Annotated in this window: 15 protein-coding genes; all 15 read left to right on the top strand. The window is 60.0% G+C overall.

What is annotated here, in order from left to right:
- The first annotated feature begins 156 nt into the window (after window positions 1-156).
- Window positions 157-1,380 (top strand): DegT/DnrJ/EryC1/StrS family aminotransferase, encoded by a 1,224-nt coding sequence (locus ONB25_01880; protein MDZ7391639.1) that lies wholly within the window; start codon window positions 157-159, stop codon window positions 1,378-1,380.
- Between the two features lie 221 nt (window positions 1,381-1,601).
- Window positions 1,602-6,908 (top strand): FG-GAP-like repeat-containing protein, encoded by a 5,307-nt coding sequence (locus ONB25_01885; GenBank protein MDZ7391640.1) that lies wholly within the window; start codon window positions 1,602-1,604, stop codon window positions 6,906-6,908.
- Window positions 6,909-7,426: 518 nt separating this feature from the next.
- Entirely contained in the window at window positions 7,427-8,173 is a 747-nt protein-coding gene (locus tag ONB25_01890) for a TonB family protein (GenBank protein MDZ7391641.1), read from the top strand.
- A gap of 207 nt (window positions 8,174-8,380) precedes the next feature.
- Window positions 8,381-8,857 carry a response regulator gene (locus tag ONB25_01895; protein MDZ7391642.1) on the top strand — a complete coding sequence of 159 codons (477 nt, stop codon included), beginning with the start codon at window positions 8,381-8,383 and terminating at the stop codon, window positions 8,855-8,857.
- A gap of 31 nt (window positions 8,858-8,888) precedes the next feature.
- Window positions 8,889-9,209: a hypothetical protein gene (locus ONB25_01900; GenBank protein ID MDZ7391643.1), complete on the top strand. Its 321-nt coding sequence runs from the start codon at window positions 8,889-8,891 to the stop codon at window positions 9,207-9,209.
- Window positions 9,210-10,007: a TPM domain-containing protein gene (locus ONB25_01905; GenBank protein MDZ7391644.1), complete on the top strand. Its 798-nt coding sequence runs from the start codon at window positions 9,210-9,212 to the stop codon at window positions 10,005-10,007. It begins immediately after the preceding gene.
- Between the two features lie 79 nt (window positions 10,008-10,086).
- Window positions 10,087-10,815: a nucleotidyltransferase domain-containing protein gene (locus ONB25_01910; GenBank protein ID MDZ7391645.1), complete on the top strand. Its 729-nt coding sequence runs from the start codon at window positions 10,087-10,089 to the stop codon at window positions 10,813-10,815.
- A 13-nt stretch (window positions 10,816-10,828) separates the two neighbouring features.
- The gene (locus tag ONB25_01915; GenBank protein MDZ7391646.1) at window positions 10,829-11,410 is read left to right on the top strand and encodes a LemA family protein; all 582 of its coding nucleotides are present in this window, start codon (window positions 10,829-10,831) and stop codon (window positions 11,408-11,410) included.
- Window positions 11,411-11,474: 64 nt separating this feature from the next.
- Window positions 11,475-13,097 (top strand): carbon starvation protein A, encoded by a 1,623-nt coding sequence (locus tag ONB25_01920; GenBank protein ID MDZ7391647.1) that lies wholly within the window; start codon window positions 11,475-11,477, stop codon window positions 13,095-13,097.
- A gap of 57 nt (window positions 13,098-13,154) precedes the next feature.
- Window positions 13,155-14,711 carry a DASS family sodium-coupled anion symporter gene (locus tag ONB25_01925; GenBank protein MDZ7391648.1) on the top strand — a complete coding sequence of 519 codons (1,557 nt, stop codon included), beginning with the start codon at window positions 13,155-13,157 and terminating at the stop codon, window positions 14,709-14,711.
- Window positions 14,712-14,745: 34 nt separating this feature from the next.
- Window positions 14,746-16,674: a PAS domain-containing protein gene (locus ONB25_01930; GenBank protein MDZ7391649.1), complete on the top strand. Its 1,929-nt coding sequence runs from the start codon at window positions 14,746-14,748 to the stop codon at window positions 16,672-16,674.
- The gene (locus ONB25_01935; protein ID MDZ7391650.1) at window positions 16,671-18,047 is read left to right on the top strand and encodes a sigma-54 dependent transcriptional regulator; all 1,377 of its coding nucleotides are present in this window, start codon (window positions 16,671-16,673) and stop codon (window positions 18,045-18,047) included. The genes ONB25_01930 and ONB25_01935 overlap by 4 nt, the downstream gene beginning before the upstream one ends.
- 209 nt (window positions 18,048-18,256) lie before the next feature.
- On the top strand, window positions 18,257-18,679 hold the full coding sequence (locus tag ONB25_01940; protein MDZ7391651.1) for a response regulator: 423 nt from the start codon (window positions 18,257-18,259) through the stop codon (window positions 18,677-18,679).
- 28 nt (window positions 18,680-18,707) lie between these two features.
- Complete coding sequence (locus ONB25_01945) at window positions 18,708-19,556, top strand: NAD(P)H-dependent oxidoreductase subunit E (GenBank protein MDZ7391652.1); 849 nt, start codon at window positions 18,708-18,710, stop codon at window positions 19,554-19,556.
- Window positions 19,557-19,611: 55 nt separating this feature from the next.
- Complete coding sequence (gene nuoF / locus ONB25_01950; protein ID MDZ7391653.1) at window positions 19,612-22,761, top strand: NADH-quinone oxidoreductase subunit NuoF; 3,150 nt, start codon at window positions 19,612-19,614, stop codon at window positions 22,759-22,761.
- Window positions 22,762-22,775: the final 14 nt, after the last annotated feature.

Consider the following 22,775-nt stretch of genomic DNA (forward strand, 5'->3'; position numbering starts at 1 on the left):
ATGTAGCCAACGGGGCGCTGAAAAGCAAGGTGTTTTGGCAGGAGCAGGCGGGCATAAATAGTGCTTGCCGGTGAGCGTGATTTTCCCTATATTTGACGCCGACCCATTCTTCAGGCGGACTTTGACTGTGACACAACAATAGAGAGGAGCGGGTGTATGGCAAAGTTGGCATTGCACGGTGGCGCACCTGTGCGCGAGAAGCCTTTCCCCAAATGGCCGGTATGGGGTGACGAAGAGATCGCCAACCTGACGGAAGTGGTGAAAAGCGGGAAGTGGGGCTCTCTGGCAGGGACCAAGGTAAAGGAATTTGAGCAAAAGTTTGCCGACTACCAGCAGGCGCGGTTCGGCATCTGCGTGAACAGTGGGACCACCGCCTTGCGCATTGCTTTGATGGCTGCCGGGGTGGAGAGCGGCCAGGAGGTGTTGGTGCCCAACTATACGTTCATCGCCTCGGCCACGGCGGTGCTGGAGGCGGGAGCAATTCCGGTGTTCGTGGATGTGGAGCCGGATACGTACAACATGGATCCCGAGGTTCTGGAGCAGCACGTGACGCCCCGCACGGCGGCACTGATGCCGGTGCACTTTGCCGGTCGCCCGGCTGACATGGACAGGATTATGGCCTTTGCCCAGAAACATGCGCTGAAAGTGGTGGAGGACGCCTGCCAAGCGTGGGGCTCCGAATGGGACGGCCGCCGCGTGGGGGCCATAGGCGATGCAGGCGCGTTTAGCTTCCAATCGTCCAAGAATATCAATGCCGGCGAAGGGGGGATCATCACCACCAACGACCCGGAGATCGACAAAATGGCGCGGGCCCATGCCAACTGCGGCCGCAGCGCGGACGGGCAATGGTACGAGCACTTCTACTATGGCGGCAACTTCCGGATGACCGAGTTCCAAGCCGCCGTCCTCTTGGCGCAGCTGGGCCGTTTGGACGAGCTCCAGGCCATTCGACATGAGAACGCCGCCTACTTGGACGAAAAGCTGAGCACAATCCCCGGCGTTGAACCCTTGGCTAACCCGACAAAGGCCACGCGGCAGTCCCATCACCTCTATATCTTCCGCTACAAGAAAGAAGAGTTTGCGGGGGCGCCAAAGGCGCGCTTCATCGAGGCGCTCCGCAAAGAAGGGATACCCTGCAGCCCTGGCTATTCCTTGCCCCTCAACAGGCAGCCGGTGTTCTTGCGCAAGTCATTCGGGCCGCGAGGCAAAACCGTACCTCTGCCGGTGGAGTACAGCGCGGTGCACACGCCCGTGACCGAGCGCGCATGCTACGAAGAGGCGGTGTGGTTCACCCAAAACATGCTGTTGGGAACCAGGGACGACATGGCTGACATCGTCGAAGCGATCGCAAAGATTAAAGAACACGCGCGCGAGCTGTAGCGTTTGCCACGCGGGGGTTCGGCCGTGATCTCCTGACCGGCCCCCGCGGCTTCCCCCACGATTTTCTGCGTTTGTTACAAAACCTTTTTTCCGCAATGGGGGTCTCTGCATGTAAGAAAATCCGACAATCGGAAGAGTCGCGGTGTATGGTCAGGAGGGATGGGCCCGCTGTTCCACGCAACTAGGGTGGGGCTGTGGGCTTTTCTTTGAGGATGGCCGGTATGGATCGCAGAGCACTCGCATGGAGGGGACTTGTCCTTGCTGCGTGCATATGGACGGTAGGAGCCGCTGCGCAGCAGATTCGTTTTACTGACATCACTGAGGCGAAGAACGTCAAAGGGTACCTGGTCAACGGGGTGTCGGTCTATGGGCACGGTGTAGCTATGGCCGACGTAACCGGTGACGGGTTGCCAGAGATCTATGTATCGCAGGCAAATGAAGGGACCTCGTCCTACCCCGAGGTGTTCTATGTCAGCGTGCGGAACGCCGCCTACACCGAGGAGGCGTCGCGACGGGGATTGCGGGACTCATACGGTATTGGCAGTCACGGTGTGGTGTTCTTTGACCTCGACAACGATGACGATTGGGACGTGTACAACGGCAACACCACTGCCCGCAATCGTCTGTACCGTAACAGAGGCAACGGTTTCTTCGATGACATCACCGTGTCGGCGGGCTTGCGTGACTGGCCGTACAGCACCAGGGGCGTGGTGGCGTTCGACGCCAACAAGGACGGGTATATGGATCTGTACTGCGTTGGTGCAGGACTGCCCGACAACCAGGCGGAGCCGAACGAGTTTTACATAAACCAGAAGAATGGGACGTTCCAACTCGTGGACTGGGGACTGAGAAATGTAACCCAGGACGGGTTTGGGCAGCAGGGGGTCACGGCAGCAGACGTTGACAATGACGGAGACATCGACATCTACATCTGTCGTCGCGATAACACGCATGACGGTAAGTGGGGCAGTCCCTGCAATCTCCTTTTTATTAACAACGGCGACAACACATTCAGCGAGCAGGCCGGTGAGCGTGGCGTGCGGGGGGCGTTCTGGAACGATGGGGCCACCTTCGTGGACTATGACAACGACGGGGACCTTGACCTGTTTGTGATTGGGCAGAGCAAGTACCTGGGCAAAGTGTATGTCTACCGGAATCGCGGAGACGGCTACTTCGAAGACGTGACTAACACGCTCAATCTCGCCGGAAGGGGGTACACGGTTTTGCCGATAGATGCCGATAATGATGGCGACATCGACCTCTACATTCCGCAGCATTTCGGCAGTACGGATTCTCCCAATCGGGCGATTTTCTACCGCAACGATGGCGGCAGGTTTGTTGCCCTTTCGAGCACGGGTGCCGAAATCTACTCCTATGACCCCCGCGGTGGTGCGGTTGCAGACGTTGATGATGACGGGGATTTGGACATCTATTTCGCGGACGCCAACAAGGCCGCCGACGCGCGCTACTGGAACCGCCTGCTGCGCAACGATACCCAAACCAGTAATAAGTGGCTCAAGGTCTACGGGCGTGGGCCGAAGGGCGACAAAGGGGGCATTGGCACCAAGGTGTGGGTATTCGATAAAGGGTATTGCGATAGCCTCAATCACCTGGTAGGCTACAGGCAGATGATGAGCGCTTACGGCTATCTTTGTCAGGACGACTATGTTCTCCACTTCGGCCTGGGGCAGCGCGACTCGGTCGATGTCAAAGTTGTGCTTCTTGACGGCACAACCCTCCGTGCCCGTAGCGTCCCAGCAAATACCAAGTTATACTTTTCAAAACCCGCGCAACTGGCGATGGTGGACGGCAATGGGCAACAGGGCCCGGGCAACGTAGCATTGCCGGCTCCGTTGCGCGTGAAGGTAACCGACCAATACGGGAAGAATGTCGTGGGGGCCCAGGTGACTTTCACGGTAGTCACGGGCAACGGGCGCTTTCTGGAGCAGCAGCCAGTGTCCACAGATCGTCTCGGCGTGGCCAGTACGCACTTTGTCATGGGAAGTGTGGGGCTCACCCAGAGCGTCCGGGCAACCTGCGCCGATGTGCCGGGGGCGACGGTGGACTTTACGGCCTCGATCTCGCCCCACCGCGTGGCCGGCAAAGTGCGCTACCCAAACGGCACTATACCGCCAGTGGCGACCTTCACCGCCTTTAAGACATCTTATCCCGATGAGGTCATGACCCAGAGCTCGCCGGGCTGTGGGTATAGCAGTGGGAGTTACTGGATCCAGTGCGAGAACTTTCCCCATACATGGACCCCGGGCGAGACGTTACGGGTAGAGGTGCGCGATGGTGGCGTGGGTCGCGGGAGCGCTTCAGTAGTGTTCTCCAGCGCCGCTGTGGACTCACTCAACTTGGTCATTTCCGTTTTTACGCGGCAGATCACAGTGGCGACAAACCCACCAGGCTTGCAACTAAGAGTGGATGGTCAACTGTATTTGGCACCGCAAACCTTCACGTGGATTGAAGGGTCGTCCCACACGGTCGAGGCCCCCTCACCATTAGCCGGCGGTCCAGGGACTCGGTACGTGTTCGGCACGTGGAGCGACGGGGGTGGCCAGAGTCATTCCATCATCGTGCCTGCCCATGACTACAGTATTACTGCCCAGTACGAGACCCAGTATGAGCTGACAGTCGTCTCCGCCTATGGGGCGCCCTACGGAGGGGGGTGGTACCCGGCTGGAAGTTCGGTGACATTCGGCGTGACCTCCCCAGACACCACTACACCGGGCACCAGGCGCTTGTTCCAAGGGTGGGAGGGGAGCGGCCAGGGCTCGTACAGCGGGCCCAATGCTGTCGCCACAGTAGTGATGAGCAACCCCATCTCTGAACAGGCAAACTGGCAGACACAGTACCGTTTGTGGGTTTTTTCCGCCTATGGTTCCCCCACGGGCCAAGGGTGGTACAACGCAGGAGCGACCGCGCGATTCGGCGTCACCTCCCCGGAGGTGCATGGCGCTACCCGGTACGTGTTCAGCGGATGGAAGGGCGACTTTTCGGGAAGCGGCCCGGTGGATTCCTTGCGCATGGATGGGCCGAAAAGTATTACCGCCTCCTGGGTCACGGAGCACCTTCTAACCGTCTTGACCCCCTATGGTACAGCCTTCGGCCAGGGGTGGTATCGGCAGGGAAGCACCGCCACTTTCGGAGTGGCCCCCAGTGTGGTTGGGTTGAATGGAGGGACTCGTCTTGTTTTTGCGCGCTGGACAGGAGAGGGCCAGGGGGCCTACACGGGTGCCGACACCACAGCAAGCGTGGTGATGTTCAATCCAGTCACAGAGAGGGCCCAATGGACCAGGCAGTACCGACTCACCACTGCAGTAAGTCCGCCAGAGGGAGGCACCATGGTCCCCCAGCCGCCAGGTCTGTGGTGTGATAGCTTGGCGGTGGTGGCGTTGAGTGCCGTGCCGAATAGCACGGGGGGCTACACGTTTGCCGGCTGGTCAGGTGCACTCTCAGGGACGGCTAACCCGGCTTCGCTCACTATGAACGGGCCGAAGAGCGTGACAGCCAACTTCACTCCGCCTGGTCACGTGCGCGTGACCACCGAGCCCAGTGGTCTGAGTGTCGTCGTAGACGGCGTCACTTACAACGCCCCTTGTGACTTCGACTGGCCCATAGGTTCGACGCACAGCATTGGGGTGGTTTCACCCCAACCTGGCGCGCAAGGGGTACGGTATGTATTCTCCTCGTGGAGTGACGGCGGGCAGCAGAACCATACCGTTGTGGTCACCGGTGGTGCTCTTTATGCCGCCCGATTTGGCACGGAGTATTTCCTGAGCTTAAGCACGACTCCACAGGAAGGGGGGACGCTGGTGCCGGCCCCGCCGGGCGGCTGGTATGCGCAGGGAGCCACTGTGGTGCTTACTGCTACGCCCGCCCCAGGCTTCGTCTGGGGAGGTTGGGCCGGCGACTTGGTAGGAATGCCAAATCCGGCCACAGTAGTCATGAGCCGCCCTCTGTCGGCCACCGCCACCTTTCTCACCGTTAGGCAGATTGTCGTCGCCTCTGTCCCAGAGGGACGCCAGATCGTGGTTGACGGGATTCCATATGAGGCCCCTCAGACTTTTTCCTGGCCTACAGGGAGCAGACACACTTTGGCGGCACCATCGCCGCAGAGCATCGGTGCGGGCCGGCGGTATCGCTTCTACTCGTGGAGCGACGGCGGTGAGCAGACTCACGAGGTTGTGGTGGATAACACCACCAGCTACACGGCCGTCTTTGGCGTGGAGTGTTTCTTGGCTACACAGGCAAACCCACCGCAGGGTGGGGACGTGGTGCCTGCCCCACCCGGCGAATGGTACCCAGAGGGAAGCCAGGTGGAGGTGCGGGCCTCTGCTGATGGGACGCGCGGATACTCGTTCTGGGGGTGGTCCGGCGACCTGCGGGGTACGCAGAACCCAGCGTTGGTAGGTGTCGACGCGCCTAAGCAGGTGCGCGCGAACTTTGGGCTCGGTTCGTATGCCCCCCCCATACTGCTTTACAGTTACCCGCGCCCTGGATCGGTAGGGGCACCAAGAAACGCCACCGTCTTCCTTGGTATTCAGGCACGCTCGGGTGGCATTGATCCCAGCACGCTGCAAGTTGAGGTGGAAGGGAGCACTGTGCTGTCAGGGGGCGTTGACCAGACCGGAGGACGAGCCTCGATGCTCTTGGTTGGCGATACCTATACAGTCGCTTTTCACCCGGCAACGCCATACCGGTCCAACGGGCATGTCACCGTGCGGGTGGAATGCGAAGACCTGGGGTATCATCTGGGCAGGTTGGATACCAGCTTTGCCTTTGCCACTTGTCGGGATACGGCCTTTGTCATGCTGAGACAGACCGTAGACCAAATGGGCGGCACCCTGTCGTTAGAGCACACGGGCATACAAGTGCTAATTCCGGAAGGCGCCCTTACCGCGCCGACGCCGTTGGAAATTGGATTCATCTGGGACCCCCCTGCCCTGCCATCAAACGTGAAAGCCGTGGACCTTTTCCACTACCTCGGGCCCGATGGCCTGACTTTCGCCGACTCGGTAACGGTGGGAATCGAGTACAGTTGGGACACCCTTGGCTGGGCAGGGGTGACGCGGCCCGTCGACATTCCCTGCTATCGCTATAGTAGCCGGGAGGGAGCTTGGACACGGGTTCCGGTGTACGATGCCAACGACCATGAGCTCTTCGTGCGCCTCAAGGAATTCTGCTACCTTACTCTGGCCACAGAGAAGACGGAGGTTGCTCAGACCTTAGACGCGGCCGTGCCGCAGTGCCTTGCCCTCTTGCCAAACTACCCAAATCCATTCAACCCTGTGACGGTCCTGGAGTACCACGTTCCCACCTCAGGCCTGGTACAGTTGGGGGTGTACAACGTCAGAGGCCAGCTTGTTGCTACCTTGTGTGACCGGCCGCACCAGCCGGGTGTGTACCGGGTGGCCTGGGACGGGCGAGACGCGTCGGGGCAGCCGGTGGCCAGCGGCGTGTACGTGGCGGTGCTCAGACACGAAGGGGAGGTGCGGAGAATAAAACTGCTATTGGCCAAATAGCCCTGCTGGCTAAGGGATGCTGGCGGCCGCACCCCTGTGGCGCCCAACTATGGCGTGCGAATTAAGGCATGTAGAATATTTAGACATATCGCAACCTTGACAGAGATTCGCATTCTTCCGGCCGCCTTTCTTCCAAAAAATCCGCTTGACTTCTTTCGGAATTGTTGTAAATTTCCACAGCATTTTTCGGATAGGCCGCTGTGCGAAAGGAGTCAGTAGGATACCCACCCGAGAAGTGGCATAAGTGCTCCATCGCCGCGCGGCGTGTCTCCATTTGAGAAAGAGTCCGATATTTGCACATGTCGCGGGGCCTGCGCGGCGATTCAGCTGCGGGGGCCATAAAGGGCGCGACCGCCACGAGGAAAGGACCGAAACCGATGGACCTTCGTGACTTTGAAGGGGAACATCGGGGGGCGGTTGCAAAGGGGGCCGTTTGGACCCGGAGGAGCAAGGAAGGGCAGATCGGCCAGCCTCACAGGCTCTGGGTAGCCGTCGCGATGAAGGGAGGTGGAAGGGTCATGGTGCGTCACGCGGGGAAATGGTGTGTTGTAGTCGGCTGCGTGGCCGCAGTGCTGGCGCTGCGCTTGGGCCAGGGAGAAAAGAGCCCCGAACCCCAACGCCCAGCTGTGAGTGCGTGGGATTCGCTTGTGGTGGCAGGCGGAGGTCAAGAGGGTGAGCGCGAAGAACAGAGATTCGCAGGTACCTCTCATACTAGGGAGTGTGCGCCAACGCCACAAGGGAGTGAGAGCGTAGTTACTACTCCGCCCACTGGTAAAGAGAGTACGCTGCGCGGTTCTCAGCTCGCTCAGGCACCGGAGGAGTGCGGTAGTTCTGGTTCTCGTGCCGTGGCAACGAATTGGCTCGACCTCGCGCGGAATGGCGAATTGGAGCTCATGGAAGAGACCCGAGAAGGGAAGGCGCAAGAGTACAAGGGGAGCACTGCGGCGGCGGCAGTGCTGGACCTTCGCTCCCCGCTCTATGTAGCCGAGGTGTTGGCTCGCCACAACGGGGAGATCCAGGAGTGTTACCGTCAACGGGTAAAGATCAACCCCATGTTGGAGGGCTCGTTGGACCTGCGCTTTGTGGTCTCGCCAGAAGGGAACGTCAGCAGCGTGACCGTCATAGCTTCTACGCTGGGTGATGAGGAGTTGGAGCGAGCCCTTGTCAACTGCATGCTCAGCTGGAGCGATTTTGGACGGTGCCCGGCAGGCACTCCTCCTCGCACCTATCGCCAACGTTACACATTTGGCGTGGAAAACAAGTAGCTCCGTCGACTCTCACGGATCGTCCTCGGCGGGCACAGGTGTGCTCGCCTTTTTTCTTGCCCTTCGAGCACCGTTTTTTGCTTGCAAAAAAGGGGAAAATGGGCTATATTCGGCAGAGGCGTGAAAAACGCATCTAAACCAGGCATGTGTCGGTGGACTGGGACAGGATGTGAGGCGACGAGATCGGAGTGAGGTGGGGAGAAGGCTATGACTGCGACCACTAACATCCTCATAGTTGACGACGAGCAGGACATCCTGGATGTCCTACCGCAGGTAATGAAGCGGTGGGGCTACAATCCGATAGTGGCCAAAGACGGTAGGGAAGGCTTGCAGAAGTATCAGGAGTACCCTATCGACGCAGTGGTCACGGACATGAAGATGCCGGAGATGGACGGGTTGCAGTTGCTCAAAGAGATCATGAGCCTGGACCGACATGCGGTGGTCATCCTGTTGACGGCTTACCCTTCGCTTGATTCAGCGATCCGGGCGATGCGCGAAGGGGCCTACGATTACCTTGTGAAACCCGTGAACTTGGAGGAACTCAAGCTCAGGATTGAGCGCGGTCTTGAACGCAAGAGCCAGCTCAAGGCCATCCCCATGCTGAGGGGGCTGAACTGGGCGCTTATCGTCAGCATTCCGTTGTGGCTCATCCTAGGCATAATCCTGGCCAAGCTCTTGCGTTGAGGCATGAGGGCATCTTAGGGACCTGCTTCTCATGGCACACGAATCGGACAATGAGACAGATCATATCCAGGGTTGCCAGGTTGATTTTCCACTGGCCGATACCATTTCCCTGCGCACGCTGGTCAATCTCCTGCTCAAAAAGGGGGTGGTCACCGTCCAGGAATTGCTGGATGAGGAAAGCAGGAACCTTGCGTGGGATGATGAGGCGCCCCCTGCCGCGGGGAGAGAGAGCAGGAGCCAGCGGATGAGAGGCCTGAAGCGGCTGATGAGCAAACGTCGCTTCACCCGTCGCTTGGGCACCTGGCTGTTTGGATGGCACTGGAAACGAGTGCGTGTTGAAACGGAGCGGTGAGTGAAGCTTCACAGAAGGTGGGCCCCACCCATCTTGGTCTTGATCACGATAGGATTGGCGTGGTTTGCGGCCGGGTCGCTTCCTGCCCAGCAGTTCCCACAGCCGCGGGGTTATGTAAACGACTTTGCCAATGTCATCGAGCCTGACTACGAGGCGCGCATCGCGGCGGTGTGTGAGGAGGTCAAGCGTAAGACCGGCGCGGAGATAGCCGTGGTCACCATGCCGACCGTCGGCGACTACGACTACCAGGACTATGCCAACCGTCTGTTTGAGAGCTGGGGGATAGGCGAGAAGGATAAGCACAACGGCCTCCTCATTTTCAATGCAGTTGCCGAGCGCAAGATCTGGGTAGAGGTAGGCTACGGGCTAGAAGGAGCTATTAACGACGCGAGGGCAGGGGACATCTACCGCGATCAGATTCGTCCGTATCTGAGTCGGGGCGAATATGGCAGGGGTTTATTGGCCGGTACGATAGCTGCCGCGCAGCTCATCGCGCAAGAGTACGGTGTGACCCTGGAGCTCGAGGAACCGGCCATAGACACTTCGCCACGGGCAGGGGGGCGCACCGCGCTTCCTTTCTGCTCAATAGTCTTTATCATTCTCATGCTCCTTCTCCTAAGCCGCTTCGGTGGGGGTCTGTTTCCGTTCCTTGTGTTTAATTCCATGTTCGGTCCCTCGCGCCGCGGTGGCTACTGGGGAGGTGGCTTCGGTGGTGGTTTCGGCGGCGGTTTCGGCGGCGGATTTGGCGGATTCGGTGGTGGTGCAAGCGGCGGAGGCGGTGCGGGTGGTGGATACTAAGCTGAAGCCAGCGCCCCAATTCCGATGCGACCAGCGGCAGAAGGCGCCGGGCAGGGGAATGGACGCGTGGAGGTAAGCGATGGCCAAAGTTCCGTACTCACCTGACGAAGTATTCGCCGCATTCACCAATGACTATCGTGCCGTTTTCGGTCAGGACCTTTTGTCTATTGTCCTCTATGGCAGCGGCGCGCGCGGCGAGTACAGGCGCAAGCACTCAGATATCAACTTCCTCATCGTGCTTACGGAAAATGGCATGAAGGAACTGGCTAAAGCTTTCCCGCTGGTACGGAAGTGGCGAAAGAGAAACGTCAGCATCCCATTGTTCATGACCCCCGAGTACATCAGCACTTCCCTGGATAGTTTCCCGATGGAGTTCCTGGCTTTGAAGCAGCACCATCGCATGGTGTATGGGGATGACCCGCTTGAGTCCCTGCAAATCGACAAAAAGTTGTTGCGCCTGCAGTGCGAGCACGAGGTCAAGGGAAAGCTTCTCCACCTCCGCGAAGCCTACCTAGCCACGCAGGGAAGCAAGGCAGAGCTGACAAAACTGATTCGGCGCTCGTTGACTGCGTTTGTGCCGCTATTTGAGGCTCTGTTAGTATTGAAAGACGTGGAGCCCCCTGCGACAAAGATGGAGATCGTTACCAGGGGCGTGCAGATGTTCGGCCTGAACGAGGAGGTATTTTCACGGCTGCTTGGTGTGTGGAACGGGGAAAAACTCAGCGAGGAGGAAACTGACCGGCTAGCGCAACAGTACATCTGGGAGATAAGACGGTTGGCACTGGAGATTGACAAATTTAAGCCATGACTGGGAGGAGACAATGCGCAAGACAGGCTCTCTAGTCCTCATCGTTGTGATTGTCGTGATCCTGTTCTTGGGGTTACGTGGGTGTTCCACGTACAATGCACTCGTTGGCACGGATGAGGAAGTGAAGGCCGCGTGGGCGCAGGTGGAAAACCAATACCAGCGGCGGTACGACCTCATCCCCAACCTGGTAGAGACCGTGAAAGGTTATGCCGCACACGAGCGGGAGACGCTGATTGCCGTGACCGAGGCGCGGGCGAAAGTGGGGCAGGCGAGGACCCCGCAGGAGCTCATCCAGGCCAACGATCAGCTTTCCTCTGCATTGGCCCGGCTGCTGGTGGTGGTTGAGCGGTATCCAGAGCTGAAGGCCAACGAGAACTTTATCCGTCTGCAGGATGAACTGGCCGGTACCGAAAACCGCATATCCGTGGAGCGCCGTCGCTACACCGAAGTGGTGCAGCGGTATAACACCATGGTGAGGCGCTTTCCCACCAACATCATCGCCAGCATCTTCAACTTCAAAATGCGGGAGACCTTCGAAGCGGTCAGCCCGGCACGCGAAGCCCCTCGTGTTGACTTTGGCAGCGGCGGGCGGTAGAGGCAGCCTCCTTTTCGCCTAACGCCCGATACTGGCGAGCCGTCCACAACACGAGGGAGGATGGATGAGCGCCCCGTTGCTGGTTTTGCTCGGCGCAATTCTCTTTGCGGGAGCCTATCTGAGCTACGGGGGATATGTGGCGCGGAGATTGGGGATCGATCCCACCCGCCCCACCCCTGCACAGACCATGAACGACGGCGTGGACTATGTACCCACGCGAGCCCCCGTGGTATTGGGGCACCACTTTGCCTCCATTGCCGGCGCCGGGCCGATCGTCGGGCCGGTCATGGCCTCCATCTTCGGGTGGCTGCCGGTGTACCTGTGGATTGTGGTGGGGGGCATCTTTGTGGGGGCTGTGCACGATTTTAGCGCCGTCGTGGCTTCCCTTCGGCATCGTGGCAAGTCAATCGGGGAGGTGATTGAGGAGCATATCGGCCGAAACGGCAAAATCTTGTTCTTGCTCTTTTCGTGGTCCACTCTGCTCTTAGTGATCGCCGTGTTCACCCAACTTGTGGCCACGACCTTTGAGCGTGTGCCGTCGGCAGCGACTGCTTCGTTGCTCTTTATGGTGCTGGCAGTGGCTTTTGGGTGGGCAATCTATCGCCGAGGTATGCCGCTCCTGGGAGCGACGCTGGTAGGAGTGATCCTGCTTTTCTTGTGTGTGTATGCGGGGTACCGCTGGCCCTTGTTGCTTTCAGCGCAGATGTGGCGCTACCTGTTGCTCCTCTACTGCTTTGGTGCCGCGGTGTTGCCGGTGTGGTTTCTGTTGCAACCCCGGGACTATCTCAATTCCTTTGTTCTCTACGCGCTCCTGGCGGGGGGCGCATTGGGGATTTTCTTTGCCCACCCGAAGGTCCAATTGGCAGCGGTAACCACATTCCACACCGATCTTGGCTTTCTTTTCCCCGTTCTTTTTGTCACTGTCGCCTGTGGGGCCATTTCCGGCTTCCACTCACTTGTGGCCTCTGGCACTACTGCCAAGCAGGTGGCCAAGGAGAGCGATGCTAAGCCGATCGGGTACGGCGCCATGCTCATCGAGTCGGTGCTCGCCATCGTGGCGTTGATGGCCGCGGCCACCATGGCCCCCGGGCGGTTCAGGCAGCTGTATGGGGCGCAGAGCTTTGTTCCCATCTTTGCCGAAGGCGTCGGTGGATTCATGGCGCGTATTCCTTTGCTGGGCATCAAGGCCGATCTGGCCACCACCTTTGCAGCGCTAGGGGTATCCGCGTTCGTGCTCACCTCGCTGGATACGAGCACTAGGTTAGCGCGTTTTGCTTTCCAAGAGCTGTTCGAAAGGCGGACCCGCAAGGGATCCTCCTCATGGCTGGCAAATCGCTACGTGGGCACCGCCATCACCATCCTGGTAGCATGGGTATTTCTCGTCAGCGGTGGCTCGCAGGCGATTTGGCCGGTGTTCGGATCGGCCAACCAGTTGCTGGCTGCTCTGGCTCTGCTTGCGGTTTCGGTATGGTTGGCAAAGGGGGGGATGCGCACCCATTTCGTGCGCTACCCTATGATCTTCATGTTCTTAGTGACTCTCACTGCCTTGGCTTCGCTGATTCACAAGAACTTTGTGCGAGGCAACTATCTCCTTGTGGGGATAGGCGCAATTCTGTTTGCACTGGCCGGTTTGTTAGTAGCCCAGGCTGTGCGCAGCCTGCGGAGCGTAAAGGGCCAGCAGGCCTAACTTGTTCAGCGGAAGGAGTGCTCAAGAAGCTCTCTCTTTTCCCGTATGGCAGAGGCGGTGGCAAGCGGACATGATGGTGACCAGGCCGCGGTAGCGCGTCGTCTGTGGAAGTGGTGCGCCCTTGCCGCCGGTCCTATCCTATTTGTTGGTGTGCTCTGGGGCTTGCGCGGGACCATGGGACTGGAACCGGCGGCGCACCGTGTGCTTGCCCTGGGTGCGCTGATGGCCTGGTGGTGGATTACGGAGGCCGTACCTGTACCGGCCACCGCGCTGCTCCCCTTGGTGATCTTGCCCGCACTCAGGGTCCAGCCCATGCATGAAGTGGCTGCGAGCTACGGCGACAGCACAATCTTCTTGTTCATGGGCGGATTCTTTCTGGCTGCAACCATGCAACGGTGGGGGCTGCACAAACGCCTCGCCCTCCACGTGATCCGACTCATGGGGACAAATCCCCGTACCCTGGTGCTCAGCTTTATGATTGCTGCAGCCGCACTTTCCATGTGGATCTCCAATACCGCCACCACCTTGATGATGTACCCTATTGCTCTGGCGCTGGTGCTGCACCTGGGTGAGGGTTCTGCAGCGGTGGACGAGCGCCAGCGGACGCGCCTACGCACAGCCCTGATGCTGGGCGTTGCCTATGGCTCCAGCATCGGCGGCATCGGCACCCTCATCGGCACACCCCCAAACCTCATTTTTGTCGCCCAGCTCCGTCGGCTGTTTCCCCAGGCACCAGCTATCGGCTTTCTGGATTGGATGAAGGTGGGGATGCCGCTGGTGGTTCTGTTCTTGCCGCTGAGCTGGTTGGTGCTTACGCGCATCGTCTTGCCAGTGGGCAAGGAGAGGATCGCCGGGGGCCGAGAAGTGCTAGCGCAGGAGCTGGCGAAGCTTGGGCGGCCGTCCCGCGGTGAGTGGCTGGTGGCGGGCCTATTTGTGCTTACGGCCCTGGCCTGGGTGGGGCGAGCGGACATCGACCTCGGCTTCCTGCGCATACCAGGATGGGCCGGTCTGCTGGGAGTAGGGGGCACGGTGAATGATGCCACGGTTGCCATGACCACCGCGGTGCTTCTTTTTGCGCTGCCGGTCGACGTAAAGAAAGGGCAGTTTCTGTTGGATTGGGAGACGGCGCGGGGTATCCCCTGGGGCGTCCTTATTCTGTTCGGCGGAGGGATCGCCTTGGCTGGAGCCTTCGAGCACTCTGGACTGGCCACCTGGGTGGCTGAGCGACTAAGGTCGCTGGGCTCGCTCCCACCGGTGCTATTGACGATGTTGGTCTGCCTGACGGTGACTTTTCTCACCGAGGTGACCTCAAATACCGCGATCGCCTCCATTTTCATGCCGGTGCTTGGCGCCGCGGCAGTGGCCGTGCGCATGAACCCCCTGTTGCTCATGGTGCCCGGGGCTATCACTGCCTCGTGCGCCTTCATGTTGCCGGTGGCCACACCGCCGAACGCGGTGGTCTTTGCCTCGGGGTACCTGACTATCCCGCAGATGGCCAAGGCAGGTGTTCTGTTGAACTTCTTAGGGGTTATCCTCGTTACACTGGTGGTATATGCCGTGGCAATTCCCGCGTTTGGTATCAAGGTTGGACAGGTGCCAGCCTGGGTGCCGTGAGAAGCGCGATGGAACAGGAGATATGAGCTCTCGCTTGGCTGCATTTCTGAGAAGCAACCGCGATCGCATTGTGCACCTCTGGGCGACCGAAATCCAGCGCTCCATCCCCAGCTACCGGTCGCGTCCGCTCTCGGAGCTGCTCATGACCACCGGCAAGCATCTTGATGCCACAATCCACCTCCTTGAGTCCGGTTCCTATGAGCGGCTGCATGAGTTCATGCACGAGATCGCGCCTATGCGCATCCAGCAAGGCTTTCGGTTGTCGGACATCCAGCGTGCATTCCTGGTGGGCAAACGCGTGATCTCGGATCTGGTGGAACAGGCGTACGCGGAAGACCAGGGGAGCCTTTACGCTACTTTGCACCAGGTGGAAGAGCCGTTCCACCAGACCGTGCTGGAGTACTCCGACATCTACCAGGAGCTTCAGGTGAAGGAGGTGGAACGGCGGAGCCGCGAGGCATTAAAGGCCGAGGAGGAGCGGCGGCTTCTCGAGCAGGTGCAAGCCGAGCGCGAGAAGCTCGACCGATTGGTAGCAGCCATTGGCGCGGATATCGCCATCATCGATCGCGACATGCGTGTAGTGTGGCACAACCGTTACCTATGCCGTGGCGAGGCCGACGAGGAGGTCAAACCAGGGACCAAATGTGATGTGTTAGGCTGGCACACACAGCGCGGGTGCGAGGACTGTGCCACCGTCCGGGCCTTCCGCAGCGGACACGTGGAGCAGAGCAACGTGGAACTGCACAATGGGAATGGGCAGACGCGTTATTTCCAGATCATCGCCACCCCCCTTCGAGGCTCAGATGGGTCCATCGCCCAGGTTTTGGAACTCGTGCGCGAGGTAACAGACATCCGCGAGCTGGAACGCCGAGTGGATACCCAGCAAGAGTTTCTCGAGGCAGTTAGCAATGACTCCGCCGATGCCATTGTCGGCCTTGATGCTCATAACCGCATCATCTTCTGGAACAAAGGAGCGGAAGCCATTTTTGAGTACCCCACCTTCGAGATTCTGCACAAGCGCATCACGGTACTGACACCGCCTGGCTCCGAACGGCGCAAACGGCTGCGCCATCTCTTGGCGCAGGTCCGCAGGGACCGCTACCTGCGCAACATCGAGACAATCCTCACTACCAAGGCAGGCCGCGAGGTGCCAGTGGATGTCACCTTGAGCACTATCTGCGACGACAAGGGCCGGATCATCGGCTATTCCTCGGTGATTCGTGACATCAGCGAGCGCAAGCGGTTGGAGGAGAAGGTACTCCAGGCGGAAAGGCTGGCCACTGTGGGGCGCATGGCCGCCAAGGTGGCGCATGATATTCGCAACCCGCTCTCGTCCATCAGCCTAAACGTGGAATTGCTCGGCGATGAGGTGGCCAATCTCAGCCAGGCTTCGCGAGAAGAGATTCGCGACCTGCTCAACTCCATCGCCTCGGAGGTGGATCGACTTGCCCAGATGAGCCAGGAGTACCTGGAGTTTGCGCGCATCCCCAAATTGAAGCTGCAGCTGACTGACGTCAATCAGCTGTTCCAAGAGCTCCTCCGGCGCTCGGCGGTGGAGTTGGCGGCAAAGGGAATCCAGGTGTGCACACAGTATCGAGAAGGCCTGCCGCAGGTCCGCGTGGACCGCGCGCAGATGTACCGTGCGCTGCAAAACCTTCTGCGGAACGCGATCGAGGCGATGCCCAACGGCGGCACGCTCACCTTGGCGACCGAGCACGACGGCCAGTACGTGCAGCTGAGAGTAGCCGACACCGGTGTGGGCATTGAAGAACGGGAGCTGCCCAAGATTTTTGAGCCGTTCCACAGCACCAAGGAGTTTGGCACAGGATTGGGGCTGACCATAACCCGCCACGTGGTGGAAGAACACGGCGGCTCGGTGCAGTGCACAAGCACGGTCGGCGTGGGCAGCGAATTCGTTATCTTTCTGCCCATTCGCGGGGCACAGAGTGTCGAGGTCGTGTGAGTCAAGTGGACAAGACAATACTGGTGGTCGACGACGAGAGCGATCTGCGCGACTCGCTGGGCAAGGTCCTACGCAAGGAAGGGTATCTTGTCTTGCTAGCGGAAAGTGGCGAGGCGGCGTTGGAGATACTGTCGACCAAGCATGTAGATTTGGTGCTCACCGACCTGCGCATGCCGCAGATGGGCGGGATGGACCTGCTGCGTCACATCAAGCGGCAGTGGCCGGATGTGGAGGTGCTGGTGCTGACCGCCTACGGCACCATCGAGGGGGCGGTGGAGGCGATGCGCGCCGGGGCCTACGATTTCGTGACCAAGCCGCTCAAGCGGGCAGAGCTGTTGCAGGCGATTCGGCGGGCGGCTGAACGCCAGACTCTTGCCTTGGAAAACCGCTACCTGCGCGAGGAGCTGGAAGGGCGACAGCGCTACCAGCTGGTGGTGGGACGGAGCGAGGCGATGCGCCGGGTGATGGAGTGGGTGGAGCGCCTCAGCCCCATCTCCTCCACGGTCCTGATCACCGGCGAGAGCGGCACAGGCAAGGAGTTGGTAGCGCGCGCTATTCACGCCCGCAGCCCCCGCGCGGAGAAGCGCTTCGTCGCCATCAACTGCGGCGCCATACCCGAGAATCTCATGGAGAGTGAACTCTTCGGCCACACCCGCGGCGCGTTCACCGGGGCTATCCGCGACAAAGATGGGCTTTTCAAGGTGGCTTCCGGCGGCACCCTGTTCCTGGATGAAATCGGCAGCGTCCCGTTCGGCCTGCAGATCAAACTGCTGCGCGCCATCGAGGAGAAGGAGATCCTGCCTGTCGGCAGCACTACCCCCATCTCCGTAGATGTGCGCATCATTGCCGCCTCCAATCGCGACCTGGCCAAGGAAGTGGAGAAGGGGACCTTCCGGGAGGACCTCTACTACCGGCTGAACGTGGTGGGCATCGAGATACCGCCATTGCGGCAGCGGAAGGAGGATATCCCGGATCTGGTCCACCACTTCATCCGCCTCCACGCGGTAGAGCTGAATTCCAAGGTGGAGGGCATCGATGACGAGGCGATGGCCGCCCTCATGGCCTACGACTGGAAGGGCAATGTGCGGGAGCTGGATAATGTGATTGAGCGGGCTATGATTCTGTGCGACCAGCCTCTGATTGGACTGGCGCATCTGCCCGTTAACCTGCAGCCCAGCAACTATGAGCGCCAGGGCCGTTCCCGGCATCTGAAGGAAGCAGTGAAGGACTTTGAACGTCAGCACATCCTGTCGGTGCTCCGCCACACCGAGCATGACAAGGAGCGGGCTGCAGAGATCTTGGGCCTGAGCCTTTCTTCCCTCTATCGGAAAATGGCAGAGTTGGGCATCCCAACCTCGCCAGTTCATTCTTAGTTCTGGAAAGCACGAAATGGGTCTTTCCCGATTGTGGGAATGGTAGCTGGAGGGCTCCACATGCCCAGGTAAGGGACGAAGATAAGTGGCTTAAGGTTAGGGGACTTGCCGAGCGGCACAAATGGCGAGTGGTGGCACAGTTTTTGACCCCACGGTTTTGCCGCGTACCCGTGGGTGCCGGGACGAGAGAAAGAAGTCAGGACTGTGCCATGGCCTCTCAGACGCCACAATATCGCGTCCTCATTGTCGATGACGATCACGAGTTTCGGCTGTCGCTGGGCAAGACCCTCGCCAAACAGGGGTACGGTGTGGAACTTGCCGCCGATGGCGTGGAAGCACTGCGCGCGGTGCAGAACGGCGCGTTCGACCTCGTGATCACCGACCATCGGCTCCCTGGCCTGCCCGGGATCGAGTTGCTGGCGGAGATACGGCGGTGCAGTCCGCATTCGATGGTGATCCTGGTGACGGCCTATGGAGATGAAGCCGTACAGTGCCGCGCACGGGAGGCGGGGGCATTTGCCTATCTGGACAAGCCTATCAAGCGCGAGGAGATTCTCAAACTTGTGGCGCAAGCACTCCAGCAACGGCAACCACAGGTAAATCCTGATCCGTCAGGGATAGAGGACCAATGAGTGAGTGGTGAACCATGGAAAGGAAGCTATGAAGCCTGAAGAGGTGCTCGAGATCATCGACAAGCACCGAGCCGTCGCAGGCGACACTATCGCCATCCTTCGAGAGATCCAGAACAAATACGGCTATCTTCCTGAAGAGGCGCTCCGCATTGTTGCCGAGAAGACAGGCCGCTCCCTGGTCGACCTCTACGCCATTGCCACATTCTACCGCTCTTTCCGCCTTACCCCCCGAGGAAAGCATCTCATCTCCGTATGCATGGGGACCGCCTGCCACGTGCGCGGCTCGCCGATGGTGGCGGAGGAGTTCCAACGTCAACTTGGTGTCCGCGCTGGGCAGACCACCAGTGACGGCCAGTTTACCCTCGAGACGGTCAACTGCCTGGGAGCCTGTGCCTTGGGTCCAATGGTGGTGGTGGACGGGCACTACTTTCCCCACATGTCTAAGACTAAGGTGCGCCACGTCCTGGACCGCACACAGGAAGGCCTGGACAAAGTGGATGTGACCGCCGACGAGCGGGTCTTTCCGGTGGAGGTCAACTGTCCCCGCTGTAACCACAGCCTCATGGACCCCGAGTATCTCATCGACGGATACCCTTCGATTCGGCTGACGATCTCCTTCGGGCAAAAGCACGGCTGGGTTCGTCTTTCCTCGCTCTACGGCAGCTACACCATTGCCTCAGAACACGAAATCCCTATGGACACGATCATCCACAACTTCTGTCCTCACTGCCATGCGGAGCTGGTGGGCCCATCCAGCTGCACTGAGTGCGGGGCCCCGATGTTTCCCATGGTGGTCCGCGGTGGGGGTATGGTGCAAATCTGCTCGCGGCGCGGGTGCAAGAACCACATGCTGGACCTTTATGGCGTGAACTTTTGATGCGGCAGAGCAGAGTGAGGTGCGCACGATCCGACAGCAAAAGCAAAGCTGAGTTATGAGACGACTTAATTGCATCGACGAATTCTATCAGCTGCAGCGAATCTTGGTAGCTGACCATGACCTTTCCATGCCCACGATTGTCATCTCCGCGGGCACGTGCGGTCAGGCAAGCGGGGCCAATGACCTCATCCGCATCGCCAAGCGGGAACTGCTCGCCAAGGGGCTCACGGACAAGATCCGCCTCTTGATCACTGGGTGCCACGGCTTCTGCGAGATGGAGCCGTCGGTGCTGGTCGAGCCGGCCCGCATCTTCTACCCGAAGGTCACGATCCCGGACATGGTGCGTATCGTGGAGGCGGTGGCCAACGGCCAGGTAATCGAAGAGTTGCTCTACGTGGATCCGGTCACAGGCGAACGCATTGCCAAGCAGGACGATGTGCCCTTTTTCCGCAAGCAGGTGCGCACCATCTTGGGCCGCAACGAGAGGCTTGACCCCATTCGCATTTACAACTACATTGCGCTTGGCGGGTACAGCTCGTTCATGAAGGTCTTGGCGCGCCGTAGCCCGAACTGGGTCATCGAGGAAGTGAAGGCCTCAGGCTTGCGTGGCCGGGGTGGCGCAGGTTTTCCCACCGGCAAAAAGTGGGAACTTTTGGCCACCCAACCGGACGGACGCGGCAAATTTTTGGTGTGCAATGCGGACGAGGGTGACCCAGGTGCGTACATGGACCGGAGTGTACTGGAGGGCAACCCACACAGTATCATCGAGGGGATGCTCATCGGCGCCTACGGCACCGGCGCCACGGAGGGGGTCATCTACGTGCGGGACGAATACCCTCTTGCCATCAAACACCTCATCATCGCCCTCCGCCAAGCACGGGAACTAGGTTTGCTGGGAGAGAACATCCTGCGCACCGGCTTTTCCTTCGACATCCGCCTGGTGCGCGGCGCCGGTGCCTTCGTGTGTGGCGAAGAGACCGCCTTGATGCACTCCATCGAGGGCCGAGTAGGCGAGCCTCGTCAGCGGCCGCCGTTCCCGGTACAAAGGGGGATCAACGGCCGCCCCACGGCCATCAACAATGTGGAAACCTGGGCCAACATCCCGGTGATCTTTGAGATGGGCGCAGATAAGTTCGCGTCCATAGGGACCAAGGGGAACTCCGGCACCAAGATCTTCAGCCTGGTGGGGAAGATTCGAAACACCGGCTTGGTGGAGGTGCCGATGGGCATCACCATCAAGGAAATCGTCTACGACATCGGGGGAGGGCCCGTGGGTAAGGCGAAGATCAAGGCCGTGCAGACCGGTGGTCCCTCGGGCGGGTGTATTCCTGCCAGCCTCTTCGACCTGCCCATCGACTACGACAGCCTCTCCCAGGCCGGCTCGATTATGGGCTCGGGGGGCATGATCGTCATGGATGAGAACACATGCATGGTGGACGTGGCCAAGTACTTCATGAACTTTCTGCGCGACGAGTCCTGTGGCAAATGCTTCACCTGCCGCAAGGGGACGCAGCGCATGTGGGAGATTGTAGACGACATCTCGCGCGGCAAGGGCCGGCCTGAGCAGATTGACCTGTTGCAGGAGTTGGCCGAGGTGGTTAAGGACACCACCATGTGCGGGCTGGGACAGACAGCCTCCAACCCCGTTCTCTCCACCCTTCGTTACTTCCGCCACGAGTATGAGGAACACATTCACCGGCGGACCTGCCAGGCGGGCGTGTGCAAGGAGTTGGTGGGTGCCCCGTGTCAGTCTGCGTGCCCCCTCGGTACTGAGGCATGGCGGTACGTGGCCCACATCGCCCGCGGGGAATACGAGGAGGCCTATCGGGCTATCAGGGAAGCCAACCCATTCCCTTCGGTCTGTGCGCGGGTGTGTCACCATCCGTGTGAAGATCGCTGTCGTGCGGGCGTGGTGAGCGGCCAGGCCATCGCCATCCGCGCCTTGAAGCGCTTCATCACCGACCGCATGGACCCCATGTCGTATCGCCCCACGCGGACCAAGAAGGTGCTCAAGAGCAGTCCCGCCGTGGCGATCGTCGGTGCCGGCCCGGCTGGTTTGACTGCGGCCCACTATCTGTCCCTCATGGGCTATCGCGTAACCGTGTTCGAGGCTGAGCAGCGTGCCGGGGGCATGATGGTGAGCGCCATCCCTGCCTACCGTCTGCCGCGGGAAACCTTGGAAAAGGAGATCGCCTCGGTTCTGGACAAGAGCATCACCATCAAGTACGGCGTTGCCTTGGGAAAGGACATTACCATCGAAGGACTGTTCAAGGACGGTTTCAAGGCCGTCTTTCTGGCACTCGGTGCCCACAAGAGCCGGCGGCTGGGGATCGAGGGTGAGGACGCCGAAGGCGTGTTCCCATCTATCCAGTACCTGCGTTCGTTCAATCTTGAGGGCAAGCAGGAGGCTTGGGGCAGAGTTGGGGTGATCGGCGGGGGCAACTCGGCGGTGGATGCGGCGCGCGTAGCCCTGCGGCAGAGGGATGTGCGCAGTGTGACCATCTTTTACCGCCGTACGCGCGAGGAGATGCCGGCGTTCGAAGAGGAGATTGAGGCGGCGCTTCAGGAAGGGGTGCGCCTGGAGACGCTGGTCTCTCCGGTAGCAGTCTTAACAAGGAGAGGGCGCGTTGCCGGTCTTCGCCTAATCCGCAACACCCTCGGCGATGTGGACGCCAGCGGCAGGAGGCGGCCAGTGCCTGTTCCTGGCTCTGAATTCGAGTGTGAGTTGGATTCTCTCGTCGTGGCCATCAGCGAGGGCTCCGATGTCGACTCAGTGGCGGTTGCCAGTGGCCAGAAGATAGAGACGACCCCGCAGGATACAGTGAAGGTGGACCCTGAGACCCTGTGCACGAACGTGCCGGGGGTCTTTGCGGGTGGCGATGTAGTCAGGGGGCCGAATACCGTGGTAGATGCCATCGCCGACGGCAAGCGCGCCGCGACAATGATCGATCGCTTCATCCGCGGTGAGCCCCTGGCCCAGCCACCAGAGGTGCGCTTGCCAAAGGTCTACGTGCCGCCGGTGCAGGTGAGCGAGGAATTGGCTGGTGCGCGACGGGTGGAAGTACCCCGCGCGTCCGTGGAGTGGCGCAAGAGGGGATTTGCCGAGGTGGAGATGTCCCTCACTACCGAAGAAGCCACTCGCGAAGCTAGCCGCTGCCTGCGCTGCGACCTGGAATTTGTGCAGAGGCCCGAACAGAGAGCCTGAAGCTGAAGGGAAAC

The sequence above is a fragment of the candidate division KSB1 bacterium genome, assembly GCA_034506335.1.
Classification (GTDB): domain Bacteria; phylum Zhuqueibacterota; class Zhuqueibacteria; order JANLFK01; family Oleimicrobiaceae; genus Oleimicrobium.